Origin of the sequence: Bradyrhizobium sp. ARR65, assembly GCF_000472385.1 — a bacterium.
Lineage (GTDB): Bacteria > Pseudomonadota > Alphaproteobacteria > Rhizobiales > Xanthobacteraceae > Bradyrhizobium.
On record NZ_AWZU01000048.1, the window covers coordinates 1 to 20,934 of the forward strand.

20 protein-coding genes are annotated in these 20,934 nt (G+C 63.0%); 16 read left to right on the plus strand and 4 right to left on the minus strand.

The genetic code is table 11. The features are described from left to right. The first annotated feature begins 47 nt into the window (after positions 1–47). The gene (locus F758_RS0134435; RefSeq protein ID WP_024512123.1) at positions 48–632 is read left to right on the plus strand and encodes a TRAP transporter small permease; all 585 of its coding nucleotides are present in this window, start codon (positions 48–50) and stop codon (positions 630–632) included. Further along, complete coding sequence (locus tag F758_RS0134440) at positions 629–1,969, plus strand: TRAP transporter large permease (protein ID WP_024512124.1); 1,341 nt, start codon at positions 629–631, stop codon at positions 1,967–1,969. The genes F758_RS0134435 and F758_RS0134440 overlap by 4 nt, the downstream gene beginning before the upstream one ends. Before the next feature lie 272 nt (positions 1,970–2,241). Here the strand turns inward: F758_RS0134440 and F758_RS0134445 are convergent, their stop codons facing one another. Then, complete coding sequence (locus tag F758_RS0134445) at positions 2,242–3,042, minus strand: enoyl-CoA hydratase/isomerase family protein (protein ID WP_035724121.1); 801 nt, start codon at positions 3,040–3,042, stop codon at positions 2,242–2,244. A gap of 250 nt (positions 3,043–3,292) precedes the next feature. Here F758_RS0134445 and F758_RS0134450 point away from each other — a divergent pair, with 250 nt between their 5' ends. Continuing rightward, positions 3,293–4,513 carry an NAD(P)/FAD-dependent oxidoreductase gene (locus tag F758_RS0134450; RefSeq protein WP_024512126.1) on the plus strand — a complete coding sequence of 407 codons (1,221 nt, stop codon included), beginning with the start codon at positions 3,293–3,295 and terminating at the stop codon, positions 4,511–4,513. Between the two features lie 165 nt (positions 4,514–4,678). Here F758_RS0134450 and F758_RS0134455 read toward each other — a convergent pair whose 3' ends face one another. Continuing rightward, positions 4,679–5,605, minus strand: coding sequence for a ribokinase (locus tag F758_RS0134455; protein WP_024512127.1), 927 nt, complete (start codon positions 5,603–5,605; stop codon positions 4,679–4,681). Positions 5,606–5,622: 17 nt separating this feature from the next. After that, positions 5,623–6,516 carry a sugar kinase gene (locus F758_RS0134460; RefSeq protein WP_024512128.1) on the minus strand — a complete coding sequence of 298 codons (894 nt, stop codon included), beginning with the start codon at positions 6,514–6,516 and terminating at the stop codon, positions 5,623–5,625. A 244-nt stretch (positions 6,517–6,760) separates the two neighbouring features. Here F758_RS0134460 and F758_RS0134465 point away from each other — a divergent pair, with 244 nt between their 5' ends. From F758_RS0134465 to F758_RS0134505, 9 genes are all read left to right on the plus strand, one after another. Further along, positions 6,761–7,606, plus strand: coding sequence for a VOC family protein (locus F758_RS0134465; RefSeq protein ID WP_024512129.1), 846 nt, complete (start codon positions 6,761–6,763; stop codon positions 7,604–7,606). Between the two features lie 73 nt (positions 7,607–7,679). Beyond that, positions 7,680–8,387, plus strand: a complete 708-nt coding sequence (locus F758_RS0134470; protein WP_198026636.1) for a TetR/AcrR family transcriptional regulator — start codon at positions 7,680–7,682, stop codon at positions 8,385–8,387. A gap of 270 nt (positions 8,388–8,657) precedes the next feature. After that, the gene (locus tag F758_RS0134475) at positions 8,658–9,440 is read left to right on the plus strand and encodes an ABC transporter permease (protein ID WP_502689202.1); all 783 of its coding nucleotides are present in this window, start codon (positions 8,658–8,660) and stop codon (positions 9,438–9,440) included. A 64-nt stretch (positions 9,441–9,504) separates the two neighbouring features. Continuing rightward, on the plus strand, positions 9,505–10,500 hold the full coding sequence (locus F758_RS0134480; protein WP_024512132.1) for an ABC transporter substrate-binding protein: 996 nt from the start codon (positions 9,505–9,507) through the stop codon (positions 10,498–10,500). A 12-nt stretch (positions 10,501–10,512) separates the two neighbouring features. Continuing rightward, the gene (locus tag F758_RS0134485; protein ID WP_024512133.1) at positions 10,513–11,352 is read left to right on the plus strand and encodes an ABC transporter ATP-binding protein; all 840 of its coding nucleotides are present in this window, start codon (positions 10,513–10,515) and stop codon (positions 11,350–11,352) included. A 7-nt stretch (positions 11,353–11,359) separates the two neighbouring features. Beyond that, positions 11,360–12,763 (plus strand): enolase-like domain-containing protein, encoded by a 1,404-nt coding sequence (locus tag F758_RS0134490; RefSeq protein WP_024512134.1) that lies wholly within the window; start codon positions 11,360–11,362, stop codon positions 12,761–12,763. Beyond that, the gene (locus F758_RS0134495; RefSeq protein WP_024512135.1) at positions 12,760–13,911 is read left to right on the plus strand and encodes a Gfo/Idh/MocA family protein; all 1,152 of its coding nucleotides are present in this window, start codon (positions 12,760–12,762) and stop codon (positions 13,909–13,911) included. The genes F758_RS0134490 and F758_RS0134495 overlap by 4 nt, the downstream gene beginning before the upstream one ends. A gap of 11 nt (positions 13,912–13,922) precedes the next feature. Continuing rightward, the gene (locus F758_RS0134500; RefSeq protein ID WP_024512136.1) at positions 13,923–15,116 is read left to right on the plus strand and encodes a dihydrodipicolinate synthase family protein; all 1,194 of its coding nucleotides are present in this window, start codon (positions 13,923–13,925) and stop codon (positions 15,114–15,116) included. Next, the gene (locus F758_RS0134505; RefSeq protein ID WP_024512137.1) at positions 15,116–15,979 is read left to right on the plus strand and encodes a sugar phosphate isomerase/epimerase family protein; all 864 of its coding nucleotides are present in this window, start codon (positions 15,116–15,118) and stop codon (positions 15,977–15,979) included. Before F758_RS0134500 ends, F758_RS0134505 begins: the two co-directional genes overlap by 1 nt. 327 nt (positions 15,980–16,306) lie before the next feature. Here the strand turns inward: F758_RS0134505 and F758_RS0134515 are convergent, their stop codons facing one another. Continuing rightward, entirely contained in the window at positions 16,307–17,530 is a 1,224-nt protein-coding gene (locus F758_RS0134515; RefSeq protein ID WP_024512138.1) for a cytochrome P450, read from the minus strand. Positions 17,531–17,767: 237 nt separating this feature from the next. On the opposite strand from F758_RS0134515, the gene F758_RS0134520 reads away from it, so the two are divergent. From F758_RS0134520 to F758_RS0134535, 4 genes are all read left to right on the plus strand, one after another. Further along, the gene (locus tag F758_RS0134520) at positions 17,768–18,313 is read left to right on the plus strand and encodes a phosphonopyruvate decarboxylase (RefSeq protein ID WP_024512139.1); all 546 of its coding nucleotides are present in this window, start codon (positions 17,768–17,770) and stop codon (positions 18,311–18,313) included. Next, positions 18,310–18,900 carry a thiamine pyrophosphate-dependent enzyme gene (locus F758_RS0134525; RefSeq protein ID WP_024512140.1) on the plus strand — a complete coding sequence of 197 codons (591 nt, stop codon included), beginning with the start codon at positions 18,310–18,312 and terminating at the stop codon, positions 18,898–18,900. The genes F758_RS0134520 and F758_RS0134525 overlap by 4 nt, the downstream gene beginning before the upstream one ends. A 91-nt stretch (positions 18,901–18,991) precedes the next feature. Beyond that, the gene (locus F758_RS0134530; protein ID WP_024512141.1) at positions 18,992–19,693 is read left to right on the plus strand and encodes a TetR/AcrR family transcriptional regulator; all 702 of its coding nucleotides are present in this window, start codon (positions 18,992–18,994) and stop codon (positions 19,691–19,693) included. A 1-nt stretch (position 19,694) separates the two neighbouring features. Further along, a complete protein-coding gene (locus F758_RS0134535) occupies positions 19,695–20,888 on the plus strand; it encodes an efflux RND transporter periplasmic adaptor subunit (protein WP_024512142.1) in 1,194 nt (397 codons plus the stop codon). Positions 20,889–20,934: the final 46 nt, after the last annotated feature.

Consider the following 20,934-nt stretch of genomic DNA (forward strand, 5'->3'; position numbering starts at 1 on the left):
AAGCCCGGCCATGACGCAAGCGGATGCGGTGGGGGAGCGCTTAGCGAATGTCCATCGCCGACAAACTGGTGTTGCAGCGGCAGCGTCATTTGAAATGGCGGGCGCTGGACCGGCTCGAACTGGTGCTGATGATCCTGTGCGGCGTGCTCTGCTTCGGCTTTTCGCTGTCGGTCACCGCCGACATCATCACGCGAACGAGCGGCCATCCCTGGCTGTGGCTGCAGGAAGTCACCTCGACGCTTTTCATTTACGCGATCTTCATCGGCGCCGCGGTGGCCACGCGACGCAACGATCATCTCTACCTCACCGCGATTTCCGAGGCGATGCATGGCACGCCGCGTCTGATCGTCGAGATTGCGATCCGCATCGCCGTGCTCGGCGTCGCGGCCTGCCTGGTCTGGTATGGCTATCTCAACTACCTCCGCGGCTTCGGCAGCTTTCGCTTGCCGTCGGGTACACCGATCGCCTCGCTTTATGCGGTGATTCCGATCTCAGGCCTGTTGATCGCGCTGTTCACGGTCGAGCAGCTCGTCAACGGCATCATCAACGGTTTCGACCATCCGGAGCCCGCGGACGACGGCGCTAGCGCGTCGCCGATCGAGGCCGGCATTCGTCGGAGATCGGGCCCGTGAGCGCGCCTGGCATCCTGGCGCTGATGTCGTTCTGCTTCCTGTTCTTCGGCTATCTCGGCGTGCCCGTACCGTTCTCGCTGATGGCCGGCGTATTCGTCGGAGCCGCCTTGGCGGACGTGTCGCTCGCCGCAATCATCCAGAAGATCTTTGACGGCGTGGATTCCGAGGCCTTGCTCGCGATTCCCTTCTTCTTGCTGGTCGGCGAGCTCATGAGCTCGGCCAATGTGGTGGTAAGGATCGCCAACCTGTCGGTCTCGCTGGTCGGCCATATCAGAGGTGGGCTGTCGCAGGTCGTTGTCGTCTTCAGCATGTTCTTCTCGGAAATGTCGGGATCGACCACCGCCGATGTCGCGGTGATGAGCCGGGCACTCGGCGGCCCGATGCGGCGCGAGGGCTACGAGTCTGCCTTCATCGCCGCGATCATCGCCTCCGCGTCCACGATCGCGGCGCTGGTGCCGCCCAGCATCACCGCGGTGGTCTATGGCGCGGTCGGTAATGTCTCCATCGCCGGCCTGTTCATGGCGGGGGTCGTGCCCGGCTTCATGATCGGCTTCGGGCTGATGATCTATTGCTATTTCTTCGGCCCCTCGGGCCTGCGCAAGCCGCGCGCCACCTTCAAGCAGGTGGCTTTCGCAACAGCGGACGCCGCGCTGCCGCTGATGATTCCGGTGATCCTTCTCGGCGGCATCCTGACCGGCTGGTTCACGCCCACCGAAGCTGGCGTGGTCGCGGTGGTCTGGATCATTCTGGTCGTGATCCCCGCGCTCAACCGGGGGCATCTGAAGAAGATCCCTTACGACTTTTGCCTCGCCGGGCTGATCTTCTCGCTGCCGCTGATCACGATCGGGGCGGCCAACGCCTTCGGCTGGATGCTGGCTTACCTGCGCGGTGCCATGGTGATTGCCGACTGGATCACCTCAATGGCCGGCAATGATCCGCATTACATCATGCTGCTGATGGTGGCGTTGTTCACGGTTGTCGGCGACTTCATCGAGCCGGTGCCGACCATCATCATCTTCATGCCGCTGGTGAATGCGTTGACCCAGGCCGGCGACATCAATGGCGTGCATATGGGCGTGGTGCTGATCGCAACGCTCGCCTTCGGTCTGATCACGCCGCCTTATGGTCTGGTGCTGTTGATGGCCTCGAAATTCGTCGGCATCAGCTTCGGCAAGGCGCTGCGTGCCGCATTGCCGATCTATGTGGTATTCCTGGCAACGATCACCTTCACGATCTATTACCCGAACGTGGTGCTCTGGCTGCCCAAGCATGTGATCCCGGAATCGGTAGGCTGCTTCAAATCGCCGGCGGGAGCGGGGTATATCTGCCCGAATTGACATGGATGATGTTGGTCATGCCCCGCCACCGGGTCGGCGCGAAGCGCCGCCCGATGACAGGCTCCGGCGGGCCATCCAGTAACCACAGGCAGCTCGGCCAATTTGCAGCGCCGCGGGGTACTGGATCATCCGCTTGCGCGGATGATGACGGCCACCACAATGGAGGCGGGGGCGGGCACGAGCCGCCGTTCTGCGAGCGAAGCGAAGCAATCCAGAGCCGTAAGAGACTCTAGATTACTTCATTCGCCTCGCTCCTAGGAATGACGGCGGTGCTACTTCCCCCTACTCAGGAACTTCTTGACCGCGAGGCGAAAGTCTTCGGTTTGCATGCAGTTGATGATCGCGTCGCGCTCGGCGTCGAGCTGCTGTTCGATCGGCGTCATGGGCGAGCGATAGATCAACGCTTTGGTCGCAGCCGACCCTGCCGGCGCGTTTTGCGCCAGGCGCAGCGCCAGTTCGCGGGTTGCCGCTTTCAGTTCGGTCGCGGGAACGACCTTTGCGACCAGCCCCCACTCGAAAGCCTGTTGCGCGGTAAAACTGTCTTCTGCGAGAAAGATCTGCAGCGCGCGGCGGATGCCGACGCTGGCGACCACGCCGACCGTGCCGCCGCCGTCCGGTGATACGCCGATCTTCCCATAGGCAGGCGTGAAGCGGGCATCATCGGCAGCAATGCAGAGATCGGCAACGAAGGCGAGCGACAATCCCGCACCCGCTGCCGACCCATGGACGCTCGAGAGCACGATCTTCGGCATCCGCCGCAGGCTGGTGATGAAGGCGTGATAATGCGCCAGCATCTCGCCGACGACGGGCGCGATATTGTCCGCGGCGGCCGCAGCGCCGATGGTCTGCAAATCGCCGCCGGCGCAGAAGGCGCGGCCTTCGCCCTGGATCACCAGCACCTTGATATCGTCGGATGCCTCGACATGGGCGCCCAACTGTTCGAGCTTCCTGGCGATCGACCGATCGATCGAATTGAAGGCCGCGGGGCGGTTGAGGGTGATGGTGGCGATCGCACCGTCGATGCTCAGCAGTGCGGGATCATCGGGCAGGGACGCGGGGGCTGGTGTCGGCATGGTGAAATCCCGGCATGAGATTGTGCCGCAAATAGATCGCAGAAGGCGCGGGGTGACAATCCCCACCAGTCCCGCCGATGGGTTTCCGCCAGCAAGCGCTCTTGCGCCCGCCGGAATTATGGGGCCAAATGGTGCCATCGTCGTTCGGGACGGACACGAGCGCCGCTCTGTCGGACGAGGATAACCAGCCAAAATCGGTGAGAGGATACGACATGGGTAATTCCTGTGCCCTAGCAGTTGGGCTGTCCCGATGACACAAGGACCGGTTCTGATCGTGGGCGCGGGGCATGCGGGCTTTCAGGTTGCAGCCTCCCTGCGCCAGCTCGGTTTCGCCGAGCCCGTCTTTCTGATCAACGACGAAGCGCATCTGCCTTATCAGCGGCCGCCTTTGTCCAAGGCCTATATCAAGGGCTCCGCCGGCCCGGACAGCCTGTTCTTCCGGCCGGAGAAATTCTATGCCGACCAGAAGATCGCGCTGGTCTCCGATCGTGCCGTCGCGATCGACCGCGCCGCGCGCAAGCTGAAGCTTGCCTCAGGCCGCTCGCTCGATTACGGGCACTTGGTGCTGGCGACCGGCGCGCGCAACCGCTTGCTCGATCTGCCCAACGCCAGCCTGCCTGACGTGAAGTATTTGCGCATCCTCGACGAAAGCGAGGCGTTGCGCACCTGCCTTCCCTCGCATCAGCGCGTCGTGATTATTGGGGCGGGATTCATCGGGCTGGAATTTGCCGCGACCGCACGCATCAAGGGGCTCGAAGTCGACGTGATCGAGCTGGGCAGCCGCGTGATGGCGCGCGCGGTGACTGCGGAAGTCTCGGATTATTTCCAGGAGCGCCATCGCGCGGCCGGTATCCGCATCCATCTCGGCGTGCAGGCGACAAGCATCGAGGCCGCGAATGGCAAGGTCACGGGCGTCAGCCTCAGCGACGGCCGCCATCTGCCGGCGGACCTTGTGGTCGTCGGCGTCGGCGTGCTGCCGAACGTCGAACTTGCAGCGGAAGCCGGCCTGCCGGTGGCGTCCGGCATCATCGTCAACCAGCATCTGCTGACTGCCGATCCCAATGTCTCGGCAATTGGAGATTGTGCTTTGTTCGCAAGCCCGCGCTTCGGCGGCTCATTGCGGCTGGAGTCGGTGCAGAATGCCACCGATCACGCCCGTTGCGTGGCAGCGCGGCTCACCGGCGATGACAAGCCTTACGACGGCCAGCCCTGGTTCTGGAGCGACCAGGGCGAAGACAAGCTGCAGATCGCAGGCCTCACGACCGGTTACGATCGCGTGGTTCTGCGCGGCGAGCCTGCGCAAAAAGCGTTCTCGGCGTTTTGCTACAAGGGCGACAAGCTCCTCGGCATCGAGTCCATCAACCGCGCCGGCGACCACATGTTCGGTCGGCGGTTGCTCGGAATGGACCGTTCGATTGCGCCCGAGCAGGCGGCGGATCAAGGTTTTGATCTAAAAAAGGCGCTGGCCTAGCCGGTTGAGAAGATCGTAGGGTGGGTTGAGCGAAGCGAAACCCCATCAGCTTGAGGGACGACCGCCCTTCCGCCAAGCCCGCAGCAAGCCGCTCGCGAGCGCGCCTCCACACAGCGCCGTAGCGCGCGAGCGGCTTGCTATCTGGCGGCCGGCCCGTTACCCCATCTACAAATCGGGGTCGTCGGGAGCGAGCGCCTCACTCACTTCCCCCGCGTCCGGCATCGACGGCGCTGCGCCCATTCGTTGCACGCAGACCGAGGCGGCTGCGTTCGCGTAAACAAGGGCATCGTGGAGCGTGGCCTCAGTCGCGAGCTGCGCGGCCAACGCACCGACAAAGCAATCGCCTGCGCCGGTGGTATCGACCGCCTTCACCTTGCGTCCGGCAATCACATGGTGCTCGCCACCCGCGAGCGCCACCACGCCGCGGCTGCCGAGGGTCACGCAGATGATCCTGGCGCGACCTGTTTCGAGTGTCCTGGCCGCATCGATGATATGCGCGATCTCGTCATCCTCGCGCAGCTTGATGTTCGCAAGCAAACCAAGCTCGGTTTCGTTGAGCACGAGGATGTCGACCAGGTCAAGCAGCTCCCAATCGCAAGCGCGTGCCGGCGCCGGATTGAGGATGGTGAGCGCACCCGCGACGCGCGCCTTGCGGAAAAAGGCCTTGATCGCCGGCAGCGGAATCTCGAACTGGCTGACCGCGACATCGCCCTCGGCCAGCGCTGCCTGGGCAACGTCTTCGGGACTGACCATGCCGTTGGCGCCCGGTATCACGACGATGGTGTTGTCGGCATTGGCGAGCGTGATGATCGCCGTCCCGGTGTGCAGCCCCGTCTGCGCAATCAGGCTCACATCAACGTCTTGGGCCTGAAGAAAGCCCCTCAGCTCCGCACCAAAGGCATCGTCGCCAAGCCGGCCGATCAGCGTCGTCTTTGCACCGAGCTTGGCGGCGGCGACCGCCTGATTGGCGCCCTTGCCGCCGGGGAAATACAGCACCGCGCTCCCCGCAACCGTTTCGCCGACCTGCGGGTGGCGCTCTGCCGTCGCCACCACATCCATGTTGATGCTACCGGCGACGAAGACGCGTCCCATGTGCTGATTCCAATAGGCTAAACCCGAACCTCGAATTCCTGCCGCACCTGCCCGATATCCGCAAGTGTCGGCAGGCCCGCCTCATTGCCGAGGCGCTGAATCTTGTAGGTGGACGCTGCGCGGGCGAAGTCGAAATGATCCTGCCAGCTTTTGCCGGGATTGGCGAGATAGGAGTAGACATAGGCGCCGTGAAAGACGTCGCCCGCGCCGTTGGTGTCGATGACGCGCTCGCGCGGGATCGGCAGTGCCGGCATGGCCTGGACTGCGCCGGTCTCGTCGTACCAGAGCAGGCCTTTCTCTCCCATGGTGACCCCGCCGACCCGGACGCCGCGGCTTTTCAGGTAATCGAGCATCTTCTCCGGCGTCAGGTCCATCTGCTCGCATAGCCGCTCGGCGACGATGGCGACATCGATGAACTGCAGGAGTTCATGGGTGTTGGTGCGCAAGCCGCCGCCGTCAAGTGAGGTCAGAATGCCGGCCTCGCGGCACAGCTTGGCATAATGGATCGCGGCATCCGGCTGGTGACCGTCGATATGCAGCGCGCGACAATTGCCGAGATTGAGATGCGGAAAGGGGTGGATGTGCTTGTCGTCGCGGCAGCGCACGATGGCGCGCTTGCCGTCTTTCGGCATGATGAAGGACAGCGAAGAGGAGTTGACCTTGCGCCCGTGCAAGGAAATTCCGTATTTCGCGCACATGTCCTGAAACATCCGCCCCAGCCAGTCATTGGCGACGGTCGCGATCAGGTCGGGCACGATGCCGAGCTTGGCGCAGCAGAAGGCGGCAGTGACCGCGTTGCCGCCGAACGAGACCGCGTAGGCTTCCGCGACGTGCTTCTCATCGCCGGTCGGCAAGTGGTCGGTGATGAAGGTGACGTCGATATAGGTTTGTCCGATAAAGAGGGCCTGCATTTGGCTTATCCGTCATGCGCTGATGGGTGGTCCCGGCCGACGCCCGAGATTAGCACTGCAAATATACTTCAAACGTTGAAATTATTCGCAATTGTGCCGTCTCGATCGCTTGAGGTCAGGACCATCCCCGGGCATCGTCGGCTTGCCGAGCAGCCCGTCAACGGGCCGCCGGCTGAGCCGGGTTCCGGACGCGCGCTTACAGGGAGGGATCAATGACCGTCTACTTCCACGTGGGATTTTGGCCGTGATCACCGCTCTCGACCACATCGTCGTCCTGCTCGAAGATGTCAAGGCAGGGACGGCGGCCTACGAAGTGCTGCTCGGTCGCGCGCCGTCGTGGCAAAACAGTGGCGACGGCGCCGATCGCGTGCTGTTCACGCTCGACAATATGAGCCTGGAATTGATGGCGCCGCACGGCTCCAGCGCCGAGGCCGACCGCATCCGCAGCGTGATCAAGGCTTCGGGCGAGGGCCTCGCCAGCATCTGTTTCCGTACCCCCGATATCGCCAAGATGCATCGCAGGCTCGAGCGCGTCGCGCTCAAGCCGGAGCCGATCGCGGAGCTTGAAAACCGCGACTCAGTCTCGGGCGCGACCTTGCGCTGGAGGCGCACCCGTGCCGCGACCGATCTGACCCGCGGCGTGCGGATGTTCTTTCTTGAGCTTGCGGGCGAGCGTCCCCGCTCGGTCGCTACGGTGCCGACGCCCGTGCTCGGGCTCGACCACGTCGTGATCGCGACCGAGGAGTCCGAGCGGGCGGCCGCGCTCTATGGCGCGCGGCTTGGGCTCGACATGGCGCTCGACCTCACGCATGCGGACTGGGGCCAGTTGATGTTCTTCCGCTGCGGCGATCTCATCGTCGAACTCGTGCGCCGCCCGGGGACAAGCGGCGATCGGCTGCACGATAAATTGTGGGGATTGAGCTGGCGCGTCGCTGATATCGAGGCCGTGCGGGAACGACTGGTGGCTTGCGGCATCGAGGTCTCGGAGGTGCGCGACGGCCGCAAGCCGGGCACGCGGGTGATGAACGTGCGCTCAGGCACTCGCGGCATCAATACGCTGTTCCTGGAACGAACGCCGCCGGAGCCGTGAGATGCTGCGCGCGACAGGACAAAGGCGGGCGAGCATGCTAAATGCGTCGTGCGAACAGATTTGAGCGACCGTTTTGGCCAAGACAAAACGCATCTTGAAATGGCAGCGCGACCCCGAGGGTATGCGGCTTCGCATTCTCGAGGCCGCCAAGCAGGAGTTCGCCGCGCACGGCCTTGCCGGCGCCCGTGTCGACCGCATCGCGGCGAAGGCCGGCGCCAACAAGCGCATGCTGTACTACCATGTCGGCAACAAGGAGAACCTTTATCTCGCTGTGCTGGAGGGCGCGTATGAGAAGATCCGTGCCGAGGAACGCGGGCTTGATCTCGAACATCTTGATCCGCCCGAGGCGATCAAGCGGCTCATCGAGTTCACCTGGAACTATTTTTTGCGCAATCCGGAATTCCTTGCGCTGCTCAACACCGAGAATCTGCAGCGGGCGCGGCATCTGAAGCGCTCGACCAAGGTCAAGTCGCTGCACTCGCCCTTTGTCGAGATGATCCGCACCGTGGTCACCCGCGGCGTCGAGAGCGGCGATTTCCAGGTCGCGGTCGATCCGGTGCAACTCTACATTTCGATCGCCGCGCTCGCTTTTTTCTATCTCTCGAACAGCGCGACCTTGAGCGTGATCTTCGGCCGCGACCTGCTGTCCCAGCAGGCCAAGCAGGAGCGGCTCGACCACATGGTCGGCCTCGTGCTCGCGGCCCTGACTGGAAAATCATTCGCCATTTTCGGCCGGAACAAGCCCGCGAGGCTGCGCGTTCCGCTGCCGCAGACGGTTTGAGCGTCGCGCGGACCCGCCCCGCACTTTTTCATTGCCCACCGCATTCCGGGATGATGCGAAGCATCGGACCCGGAATCTCGAGATTCCGGGTCCGGTCCTTCGGACTATTCCGAAGTGACGGTACACGGAGATGGAGATCGCCCGGTCAGGCCCGCCTAAGACCACCGCGCGCAATTGTCGCTAGACAGTATTTATCCAGCGGGTTAATTTCTTGCCGAATAGAAAAAAGCCGGGGAGAGACGCGTGGCGGAGGCGAGAGCCCAAGGCACTATGGCCAAGGCGCTGAACGCCGCCTGGGTGCGGCCATTTTTGTTTCTGATCTTCATCGTGGTCGCCTGGGATTTGGCGATCCGGATCTTCAGGATTCCAGCCTATCAGATTCCGGCGCCCGCCGATGTCGTCGCGGTATTGTGGAACGACTGGCCGGAACTCCTGGGCCAAGCTTGGCCCACGACGTATGCGACGATCTATGGTTTCGTGCTGTCGGCTGCATTCGGCATCCCCGTGGCCATGCTGATTGCCGGCTCGAAAACTGTTGAGAGCTACATTTATCCGCTGCTGGTGTTCTCGCAGTCGGTGCCGAAGGTCGCGATTGCACCGCTGTTCGTGGTGTGGTTCGGCTTTGGCATCATTCCAAAGGTGATTTCCGCCTTTCTGCTCGGATTTTTTCCCGTCGTGGTCTCGGCGGTGCAGGGGTTCAAGTCGGTCGACCCTGATATGGTCGATCTCGCCCGCGCGATGCAGGGCAGTCGTTTCCATGTGTTCCGCGCGGTAAACCTGCCGCACGCGATGCCGGCGATCTTCTCGGGCCTGAAAGTCTCGGTGACCCTGGCCGTGGTCGGCGCGGTCGTTGGCGAGTTCGTCGGCTCCAATTCCGGCATCGGCTATGTAATGCAACGCTCGATCGGCACCTTCGATCTCCCGACCATGTTTGCAGCGCTCGTGATCCTGGCGCTGCTCGGCGTCGTCCTGTTCTGGATCGTCGACCGTATCGAGCGCCTGCTGATCCCCTGGCATGTCAGCCAGCGCGAGGAGATCATTTTCGCTTCGTAGACGACAAACGGCCAGCCCGAAGAAAATGTGATGGCCTGAAAAACACGAATGGGAGGAGAAGCAGATGAAGCGATGGACGGCGGTCGCAACGGCCTTGGGCATGGCAGCGCTCTGGATGGCGCCGGCAGCGGCGGCTGACAAGGTCGTGCTGATGCTCAATTGGTATGTCTATGGCGAACACGCGCCGTTCTACTACGGCAAGTCCAAGGGCATTTACGCGGCCGAAGGCATCGATCTCGAGATCCAGGAGGGTCGCGGCTCGGCTGCGACCACGCAAGCCGTGGCCGCCAAGACCGCTGACTTCGGCTATGTCGACGTTCCCACCATGATGCGCGCGGCGGTGAAGGGCGCCCCTGTCATTGCCACCGGCGTATTGTTGCAGACCAGCCCGATGTCGGTGATGGGCTTTGCCGACAAGAACATCCGCAAGCCCGAGGATATCAAGGGCAAGACGGTCGCGATCACGCCGGCGGATTCCATGACCCAGATCTGGCCGCTGTTCCTGAAGAAGACAGGGTTGAAGGAAAGCGACTTCAAAACTGTCGCGGGCGACGGCCAGACCAAGCTCAACGCCGTGATCAACGGCCAGGCCGATCTGCTGCTCGGCTACGTCATGGACCAGTCCATGAAGATCAAGGACGCGACCGGCAAGGACGTCTATCCGATCAAGTTCGCCGACTACGGCATCAACATGATCTCATCGGGTATCATCGCCAATACCGACTACGTCAAGGCGCATGCGGATCTGGTGAAGCGCTTCATGTCGGCGACGACCAAGGCGGTCGAGGCCGCGGAGAAGGACCCCAAGGCCGCCGCGCAGGCGATCCTCGACGCCAACCCGAAGGGCGGCAAGATCGAGACGCTTACGCAAGGGTTTGAGCTGACTATCCCGCTCTACCGCACGGCGGAAACCAAGACCAAGCGGCCGTTCCAGGTCACCGACCAGAACATGACGGATACGGTCAATCTGATGGTCGAATATGGCGGCCTCGACGCCAAGGCGAAGGAGAACCCGAAGGCGTTCTACACCAACGATTATCTGCCCAAGGGCGACTCCTGACGGGATTGCCGCATGAAGCCCGCGACGAGAATGAGTGCCGATCAGAGGTCAGCGCATTTGCGCCTGGTGAGCGATCGCGCCGACGCGTCCGGCATCAAGCTGTCCGGCGTCTCCAAGACCTATCGCACGCGCGATGGCGACGTGCCGTCGCTGCGACCGCTCGATTTTCATATCAGGGACGGCGAATTCTTTGTCGTTGTCGGCCCGTCCGGCTGCGGCAAATCCACGCTCTTGAAAATGATCTCGGGCCTTTTGCCGCCGTCGACCGGCGACATCCTGGTCGAAGGCGAGCGCGTGACACAGCCGCACGGCAATGTCGGTATCGTCTTCCAGAACGCCCTGCTGCTGCCCTGGCGCACCATTCTCGGCAATGTCCTGCTGCCGATCGATATGAAGCGGCTGCCGCGCGGCAAATATCTGCCGCGCGCGAAAGAGCTGCTGAAACTGGTCGGGCTCGAGGGCTTCGAGAAGAAATTGCCCTGGCAGTTGTCCGGCGGCATGCAGCAGCGCGCCTCGATCTGCCGCGCCTTGGTGCATGACCCCAAGATAATGCTGATGGACGAGCCGTTCGGCGCGCTGGACGCGATGACGCGCGAGCGCATGAATGTGGAATTGATGCGCATCCAGCGCGAAACCCGCAAGACGGTGCTGCTGATCACGCATTCGATTCCCGAAGCGGTGTTTCTGGCAGACCGCGTGCTGGTCATGACCGAGCGGCCGGGTGCGATCGCGGCGATCTATGACGTGCCGCTGCCGCGGCCGCGTTCGCTCGAGACCATGGCCGATCCGCTGTTCACGGAATTGGTGCAGCGCATCCGCAAGCACTTCTTTACTCAGGGCGCGCTGGACTAGAGGTGCCATGCCGTTTCGCCTTGCTGTTCGCGATATCTCCTTGTTTGAGCGCCCGGTGCATTTCGCCCGGCCGTTCCGTTTCGGCGCGGTGACCATCAATGCAACCCCGCAGGCCTTCGTGCGGGTCGAAATCGAGGTCGAGGGCAGAGGGCGAGCGATTGGCGGGAGCGCCGAGCTCCTGGTGCCGAAATGGTTCGACAAGCGCCCCGAGCTTTCCCCTGATGCGACGGTCGCCGAGCTGCGCCGTTCGCTCATGATCGCGCACGGTCTCTATCTTGGCCATGCCGGCTTTGAGACCGCCTTCGGGCTGCATGCGGCGTGCATAGGCCCGCTCCTCGCGGCCTGCACCAGGGAAGATATTCCACCACTCGCCGCTGCTTACGGCGCCGCGGAGATCGACAAGGCCATTCTGGACGCGCTGCTGCGCGCCGCCAATCTCGATGTCTTCGACGGCATGGCGCAAAACATCGCCGGCATCGACGCACGCCTGTCGCCCGATCTGTCGGGTCGCGACATCAGCTCATTTCTCGCGCGCAGGCGTATGCTGGAACGTGTCGCGGTCCGGCATACGGTGGGCCTCGGCGATGATGTCGAGGGCGAGGGCGGCGTTGCCGACACTAACGAAAATTCCGGCGCGCGCTATTTCAAGCTAAAGCTCGGCGGCGATCCGGACAGCGATGCGGCTCGGCTTGCCAGGATCGGCGGAGAGCTTGCGAGCCGGCTGCATGATTACAAGGTCACGCTCGACGCCAACGAGCAATATGCGGACCTCAATGCGCTGGGCGCACTGGTCGACCGGCTCGACCGTGATGCCGCCTTGCGTCCGATCGCGAGCAAGCTGCTCTATATCGAACAGCCGATGCCGCGCGATATCACCAGGCAGTCGCCGCTCGGCGCGCTCGCGGCGCGCGATTTCATTATCGACGAAGCGGATGATTCCTACGGTGCCTTTCCGACCGCGCGGGAGCTCGGCTATGCCGGCATCTCCTCCAAGTCCTGCAAGGGCATCTATAAATCCGTCATCAACGCGACCCGCGCCGCCAAGTGGAGCGAGGAGGGCAGGCGCTTCTTCATCACCGGCGAGGACCTCACCTGCCAGGCGGGCCTAGCCGTGCAGCAGGACCTCGCACTCGGCGCCCTGATCGGCGTCACCCACGCCGAACGCAACGGCCATCATTATGTCGATGGTTTTGCCAGCGCGCCGCTCGCGGAGGCGCAGGCCTTTCGGACCGTGCATTCCGATCTATACGCAGGCGAGGGGGACAATATCCGCGTTGCCATTCACGATGGCGATCTCCTGACGGGATCGCTGGCCGTACCAGGTTTTGCCACCTCCGTTCATCCGGACTGGTCGGCGCTGTCGCCGCTCGAAGAAACAAAGCCAAGAACCCTGCAGGAGCAAATGATATGACCACCCGACGCCTCGGCCTGATCATGAACGGCGTGACCGGCCGCATGGGGCTGAACCAGCATCTGATCCGCTCGATCCTTGCAATCCGCGAGCAGGGCGGCGTCAAATTATCGAACGGCGATCGCGTGATGCCGGATCCGATCCTGATCGGACGCAATGCCGAGAAGGTCGAGCGGCTTGCAAAACAATTCCGTATCGAGCGCTGGAGCACCGATCTCGACAAGGCCTTGGCCGAGAGGGACGACACCGTGTTCTTCGATGCCGCCACCACGCAGGCGCGGCCCGAACTGCTGACCAAAGCGATCAACGCCGGCAAGCATATCTATTGCGAAAAGCCCATCGCCACGACGTTTAAGGAGGCTCTGGGTGTGGTGCGGCTGGCCAATGCGACAGGAATCAAGCATGGCACCGTGCAGGACAAATTGTTCCTGCCCGGTTTGAAGAAGCTCGCCTTCTTGCGCGACTCCGGCTTCTTCGGCCGCATGCTCTCGGTGCGCGGCGAGTTCGGTTATTGGGTGTTCGAAGGCGGCTGGCAGGAAGCGCAGCGACCGTCCTGGAATTACCGCGCCGAGGATGGCGGCGGGATCATCCTCGACATGGTCTGCCACTGGCGCTACGTGCTCGACAATCTCTTCGGCGAAGTCGAGAGCGTGTGCTGCATCGGCAACACCGATATTCCCGAGCGCTTCGACGAGGCAGGCAAGAAGTACAAGGCCACTGCCGATGATTCTGGCTACGCGACCTTTACCTTGAAAGGTGGTGTGATCGCGCACATCAACATGTCCTGGGCGACGCGTGTCTATCGCGATGATCTCGTGACCTTCCAGGTCGACGGCACGTTGGGCTCTGCGGTTGCGGGCCTGACCGATTGCATGATCCAGGCGCGGCAGGCGACGCCGCGGCCGGTGTGGAATCCGGACGAGAAGCGGCTGCATGACTTTTATGGCGATTGGCAGAAGCTGCCTGACAACGTCGCCTACGACAATGGCTTCAAGGAACAATGGGAGATGTTCGTCCGCCACGTCTGCGAGGACGCGCCCTACAAATACACGCTGCTGGAGGGCGCCAAGGGCGTGCAGCTTGCCGAATGCGCTCTGCAGAGCTGGCGCGAGCGGCGCTTCATCGACGTCGCTCCGATCGAGCTTTAGGGAGGAAGGTCATGAACAAGCCGGTCCTGCCGATGTCTTCGCTGTCCTTGAAGCTGCCAGGGGCCGACGGCTCGCTCGAAACCTATCGCCTCGCTGCCTCGCGGAGCTTTCCCGCAAGGCTTGAAGGCACGCTGAACCGTGTGGCGTTTTCCGCGGTGCACGTCGTTGCCGATCCGCTCGCCGATGTCGATCCCTGGCTGTCGGTCGCGGTCGATTGGGACAAGACGATCGCGTTTCGCGAACATGTGTGGGATCTCGGCCTCGGGGTCGCCGAGGCGATGGACACAGCCCAACGTGGCATGGGGCTGGATTGGCCGACGTCGCTTGAGCTGATCACCCGCTCGGTGGCGGCGGCCAAGCGGCGCGGCAATGCCCTGATCTTTTCCGGCGCCGGCACCGATCATCTAGCTGTGGACGACGCGCGAAGTCTGGACGACGTTGTTCGCGCTTACGAAGAACAGATCGCGGCCATCGAAAAAGTTGGCGGCCGCATCATCCTGATGGCCTCGCGCGCGCTCGCAGAGCTCGCCGGCAACACCGACGATTACGCAAAGGTCTACCACCGCGTGCTGTCGCAGGTGCGCGAGCCCGTGATCATTCACTGGTTGGGGGATATGTTCGATCCGGCGCTTGCAGGCTATTGGGGCAGTGCAAATCTCGATGCTGCCATGGATACGGCAGTCGGCATCATCAATGCGAATGCGGCCAAGGTCGACGGCGTCAAGGTGTCGTTGCTCGACAAGCAGCGCGAGATCGACATGCGCCGGCGGCTGGATCCGCGCATCAAGATGTATACGGGCGACGATTTCAACTATGCCGAACTGATCGCCGGCGACAGCTACGGCTTTTCGCACGCGCTGCTCGGCATTTTCGACGCGATCGCCCCGGCGGCCTCCTATGCGCTGTCGCGGCTCGCCGCAGGCGACGAGGCCGGTTTCCAAGACGTGCTAGGACCGACCGTGCCGCTGTCGCGCCACATCTTCAAGGCGCCGACACGCTTCTATAAGACGGGCGTGGTGTTCATGGCCTATCTCAACGGCCATCAGGATCATTTCACCATGGTCGGCGGGCAGGAGAGCGCGCGTTCGACGCTGCATCTGGCCGAACTGTTCCGGCTCGCCGACAAGGCGGGACTGCTCGCGGATCCGGAATTGGCAACCGCGCGCATGAAGGCGGTGCTGACCTTGCGCGGTATCGAGGCGTGATGCGCGACTTTTCTTCCGATCATCGCTGGCTCTCGCTCAACACCGCAACCGTCCGCAAGCAGGGTGATCTCATTCACATCATCGAGGCCTGTGCACGCCATGGCATTCGCGCCATCGATCCCTGGCGCGACCAGGTCGCAGCGGTTGGGCTTGAACGTGCAGTGCGTGCGGTGCGCCACGCTGGACTGGAGCTGTCGGGCTATTGCCGCGGCGGCATGTTCACCTCCGATGCGGCGCGGCGCGGCGAGGTGCGCGACGATAATCGGCGCGCCGTCGATGAGGCTGCGGCGCTTGGCGCCTCCTGCATCGTGCTCGTGGTCGGCGGCTTGCCGCAATATTCCCGGCCCGGCAGCGTGACTTCGAAGGATATCGCGGCGGCGCGCGCGCAGGTGGATGATGCCATTGCCGAGATGCTCGACTATGCGAGGGCAGCAAAACTGCCGCTGGCGATCGAGCCCCTGCACCCGGCCTATGCCGCGGATCGCGCCTGCGTCAACACGACAAAACAGGCGCTCGATATCTGCGATCGCCTCGATCCCGGCCACACCGGCGCGCTCGGCGTCGCGCTAGACGTCTATCACATCTGGTGGGATCCGGAGTTGATGGCGCAGATTGCGCGCGCCGGCCGCGACCGCCTGCTCGCCTTTCACGTCTGCGATTGGCTGGTGCCGACAAAGGACATCCTCAACGACCGCGGCATGATGGGTGATGGCGTGATCGACATCCGCTCGGTCCGCGCCGCCGTTGAGGCGCAAGGCTTTGCCGGCTACTCCGAGATCGAGATTTTTTCGAACGATTGGTGGGCGAGGCCGATCGACGAGGTGCTGCGCACCTGCATCGAACGGCATCGCACGGTGGTGTAGCTTTCGTGGGGTGGGTTGAGCGAAGCGACACCCATCATGTGCGACATCAAGGTTGTTGGGTTCTCGGCGCTCAACCCATCCTTCACGTCAATGATGAAAGAAGACCAGAGGCAGGAAAACATACGTCCATAGGACGAAAACCGCCAATCCGCCTAGGACGGTGGCGTCCTCAAACACGTCGTGCATATCGCGACCTCCACGAGTTCGTGAACCGATGCGACCGGTCATCCGAGCCAACGCGCTATTGCGGCATGCGTTGCATCAATTCCGGTTGCCGTGTCGCTACAGCCCGGTTCGGAGCCTTCCGGCGCCGGCCGGAATAAAGGACTATGCTTCGGTCACGCACGGCACGCTCAAAAATCCTCGGAACCGAACTCTGCCGCCGCGCACCGGCTCGCCGTTCAATGCGTAGTTCGGAAAGCGCGCCAAAAAACGAGAGATGGCAATGGCGGCTTCGAGGCGCGCCAGTGCCATGCCGGCACATTGATGCGCGCCGGTTGCGAAGGCGAGATGGCGGTTGGGGGTGCGCGCGATGTCAAACGTTTCAGGATCGGGAAATTGCGCGGGATCGCGGTTGGCGGCGCCGATGCAGAGCGTGATCGGCGTGCCCGCGTCCATCATCACGCCGCCAAGCTCGACGCGTTCGGTGGTCATGCGGTTGCCGAGCTGGTTCGAGCTCTCGTAGCGCAGCATCTCTTCGACCGCGGTCTTGATCAGGTCCGGGTTCTGGATCAACCGCTGCTTTTGCGTCGGATGCTTCAGCAAGGCGACGAGTCCGTTGCCGATCAGGTTGGTCGTGGTCTCGTGCCCAGCGTTGAGCAGGAAGATGCAATTGTGCAGCAGCTCCTTCTCGCTCAGCCGCTCGCCGTTGGGCTCACCCTGAATCAGGCGTGTCAGCACGTCGCGCTCGGGATTGCCCGGTTTTGCACGGCGGCGCGCCACGAGGGTCTCGAGATAGGCGAGGAAGCCCGCAACCGCCTTGTTGCCGCGGGCGGACGCTTCCGGGCCGATGACCGGCTCGAGCGCGCCCAAAATCGCCAGCGACCAGTCGCGCAAGGGCTCGCGCTCCTCATGTGGCACATCGAGCAGATTGCCGATGACCTCGACGGGAATGGCGGAGGCGAAATCGCCGATCAGTTCGAAGCTTCCCTTCGCCGCAATAGCGTCCAGCAGCCGATCGACCAGTGCGACCAGTGCGGGTTCCATCTCCGCGATCGCGCGCGGCGACAGCGCGCCCATGATCAGCCTCCGCACGCGGGTGTGGATCGGCGGGTCGTTGAAGACGAGGCTGGTGGTGTGGTGCTCGTAAAGCAGGGAAGAGCCGTATTTCGGTGCGAATTCCTTCCTCTTGTCGGAGGAGAACGCGCGTGTCGCCTTGTAGGCCGCAACCAGGTCGTCGTAGCGCGTCAGGAAATAGGAGCCGTTGGGCATCCGCTTGACCGGCTCGTTCTCCCGCAGTGCACGATAGGTCGGATAGGGGTTCTCGTAGAATTCGGGCGTCAGCTTCTCGAGATCGAAGCTCGCCGCCAGCTCTCGCGCGTTTCCATTCATCCGTCACACCTTGGCGGCCGGTTATTAGTTTCACTTGCAACGATGTTAGACGGCAGCGCTGCGCCCATGCAACACAATTCGGCCGGTTTGGGAACGCCTTGACCAACTCGGCTGCTCGCTGCGCAGCCAAATGGGGCGATCGTTACCGCAGAGCCTTATGCCGTTTTTGCGCTTTGAGGAAACAACCGGCTCCGTCTACAGTCCCGCCGTTGTTGCTCGCCAACTGGACCCAACCAAATGCACGCGTGCGCCGATGACTCCGTCGATACAGCCCCCGCCTGGCCCGACGATATCTTTGCAATTTTGCAGCGCTTCGAGGTTCGTCAGGTCCCATACGTGCCGGATGCGGGCCATTCGCAGTTGATCCGCCGCGTGCTTGCGTCGTCCACCATGCGCGGCATTCCCTTGACGACCGAAGAGGAGGGCGTAGCGCTTCTGCTTGGCGCGTGGGCCGGCGGTCAACGCGGCGTACTGTTGATGCAGTCGAGCGGTGTCGGCAATTGCATCAACATGCTGTCGCTGACGCAGATCTTCCGCTTTCCGTTCCTGACGCTCGTCACGATGCGCGGTGAATGGGGCGAGTTCAATCCCTGGCAGGTGCCGATGGGATCGGCGACGCAAGCCGCTTTCGAACTCGCCGGCATCAAGGTGTTGCGCGCTTCGCATGCGCAAGAAGTGCGCGAGGTGGTCGAGGCCGCGGCAAGCCAGGCCTATAACGCGTGCACGCCGACCGCCGTGTTGTTGTCGCAGCGCTTGATCGGCGCCAAGGTGTTTGTCAAATGAGCAAGCCAAACCTTCTCCATCGGCGCGACGTCGTCAAAGCGCTGCTCGCTGACCGCAAGGGCGCGATCGCAATCGGCGGGTTGGGGGCGCCGACCAACGACATCACCGCCGCCGGCGACCACGTCCGCAACTTCTATCTGTGGGGCGGCATGGGCGGTGCCGTGATGATCGGGCTCGGCCTGGCGCTCGCGCAACCGAAGCTGCCGGTGGTGGTCATCACAGGCGACGGCGAGATGCTGATGGGCATCGGTGGCCTTGCGACCATCGGCCTGCAGAAGCCGACCAACCTCTCCATCGTCGTGCTCGACAACGAATGCTACGGCGAGACCGGCGGGCAGATGAGTCACACGGCCGTGGCCGCCGATCTGGTCGGTGTCGCCAGATCGTGCGGGATATCGGACAGCCGCGCCATTTCGACGATGCCGGAGGTCGAGGCTTTCGCGAAATCCATGCAGGACGTCTCCGCCGGCCCGCGCTTTGCCAGCGTGAAGATCGATAGCGCCAATTTGGAGCGGGTGTTGCCGACCAGAGACGGTATGTTCATACTGGCGCGGCTGCGCGGCGATCTGGGCTTGGCCCCTCTCTGAACACGCCTAAGAACTCCAAACACGCACGGAGCGAGTTGCGGCGCAGCATAATACCTTGACTTTTGTCGTAGGTGAGTGCTTACTCACAAAGATGAGCACCCTCCGCATGACCAGCGACCTGCGGCGCCAGTTAATCTTGGGCGCTGCCAAGCGTTGCTTCGCCCGCCATGGATTTGCCGGCACAACGACCAAGAGTGTCGCGGCGGCAGCGGCGATTTCGGAAGCGCTGCTGTTCAAGCATTTCCCATCCAAGGCAGCGCTGTTTGCGGAAATCCTGGCGGAGGAGTGCGAGGCCGATCCCGTGCTCGCTGATCTGCTCGAGCGGGAGCCTTCGACCGCGACGCTGGTCGAGTTCGTCAGGACTATGGTCCAGCACTTCCTGCAGGTCTCGAATGGACCGGACAAGGAGGACGAGCAGCGGCTGCGGCTGATGGTCACGAGCCATCTGGACGACGGCGAATTTGCCCGGCTCGTCTATGCCAAGGTCGAGAGTCTGATCGGCGGCATCTTCGTCGCTTCGCTCGAGCGAGCTGTCGCCGCAGGCGATGCGTCACCCATCGGGATCGCGCCGCTCAACCTGTTCTGGTTCGTTCATCATACGCTGCTTTCGACGGCGCTCATGCGGCTTCCCGCCACGCCCTGTCTCGCCTACGACAATGTAATTGATGTGGAGCGCCAGCTCTGCGAGTTCCTTTTACGTGGAATTGGACTTAACCAGGCCGCAATTGCTTCACATTTGGACCGCCAATTGAAGCCGGCGTCGGCTCAATCGGTGATTGCAGAAAGTGCATGACATGAATATCGCGACCGAACCAAAGCTCTCGGGAAAGCCGATCGAGGAGAAGCCGCGCACCCGGCCGGTGCGGATGGTGCGTTGGTTTGCCATCGTCGGCCTGTTGCTGCTGCTCTTGGTCGGCGCGCTGGTTGGCTTCAATGCCTTCCGCAGCCACATGATCGCGCAGTTCTTCGCCAATAATAAGCCGCCGCCGTTCAACGTTGCGGTCGCCGAGGCGAAGGCCGAGGTGGTGCCGAACCTGCTGACCGCGGTGGGCGAACTCGCGGCCGTGCACCAGGTCAACGTCACCTCCGACGTCAGCGGCCGCGTTACGCAAATCCTGTTCACGCCGGGCTCGCGTGTGACGGCGGGCACGCCGCTCGTGCAGCTATTCGATGCGCCCGACCAAGGCGACCTTGCCAACTACAAGGCGCAGGCCACGGTGGCGCGGCTTTCGCTGGACCGCGCCAAGCAGCTCGCCGAGCGCCAATTCGGTCCGCAGGCGACCGTTGATTCGGCGCAGGCGGCATACGACCAGGCCCTTGCCGGCATTGCCAAGACCGAGGCCATCATCTCGCAGAAGCTGGTGCGCGCTCCGTTCGAGGGCGAACTCGGCGTTCGCCATGTCGAGGTCGGGCAATACCTGACCGCGGGCACGGCCATCGTCTCGTTGACCGATCTGTCCGAGCTCTACGCCAACTTCACAGTGCCGGAGAAGGACAGCGGCCAGTTGAAGGTCGGACAGACCGTTCGCCTTGGCGTCGATGCCTATCCGGGGCGTACCTTCGAGGGCAAGATCACGACGATCGAGCCGCAGGTCGCCACCGACACCCGCAACATCCGCGTGCAGGCGACGATCGCCAATCCTGACCGTATCCTGAAGCCGGGCATGTTCGTCACCACTACCGTGGTGCTGCCGGACAAGCCGCCCGTCGTGACCGTCCCCGAAACCGCGGTGGATTACACCCTCTACGGCGACTCCGTGTTCCTCATCACCGAGAAGCAGGAGAACGACGGCAAGACCAGCCTGACCGCGGTGCGCACCTTCGTGCAGGCCGGCGACCGGGTGAACGGTCGCGCCGAAATCCTCAAGGGCCTGAAGCCGGGCGACCGGGTTGTCGCGGTCGGCCAGCTCAAGCTGCAATCGGGCGCGGCAGTCGCGATATCGACCGATCCGCCGCCGCCGATTCCGGCGCAGCCGCCGCGTTACTGAAAGACGCGTAGATACGCGTAAAGAACTGCGCGCAACAGCGTCATGG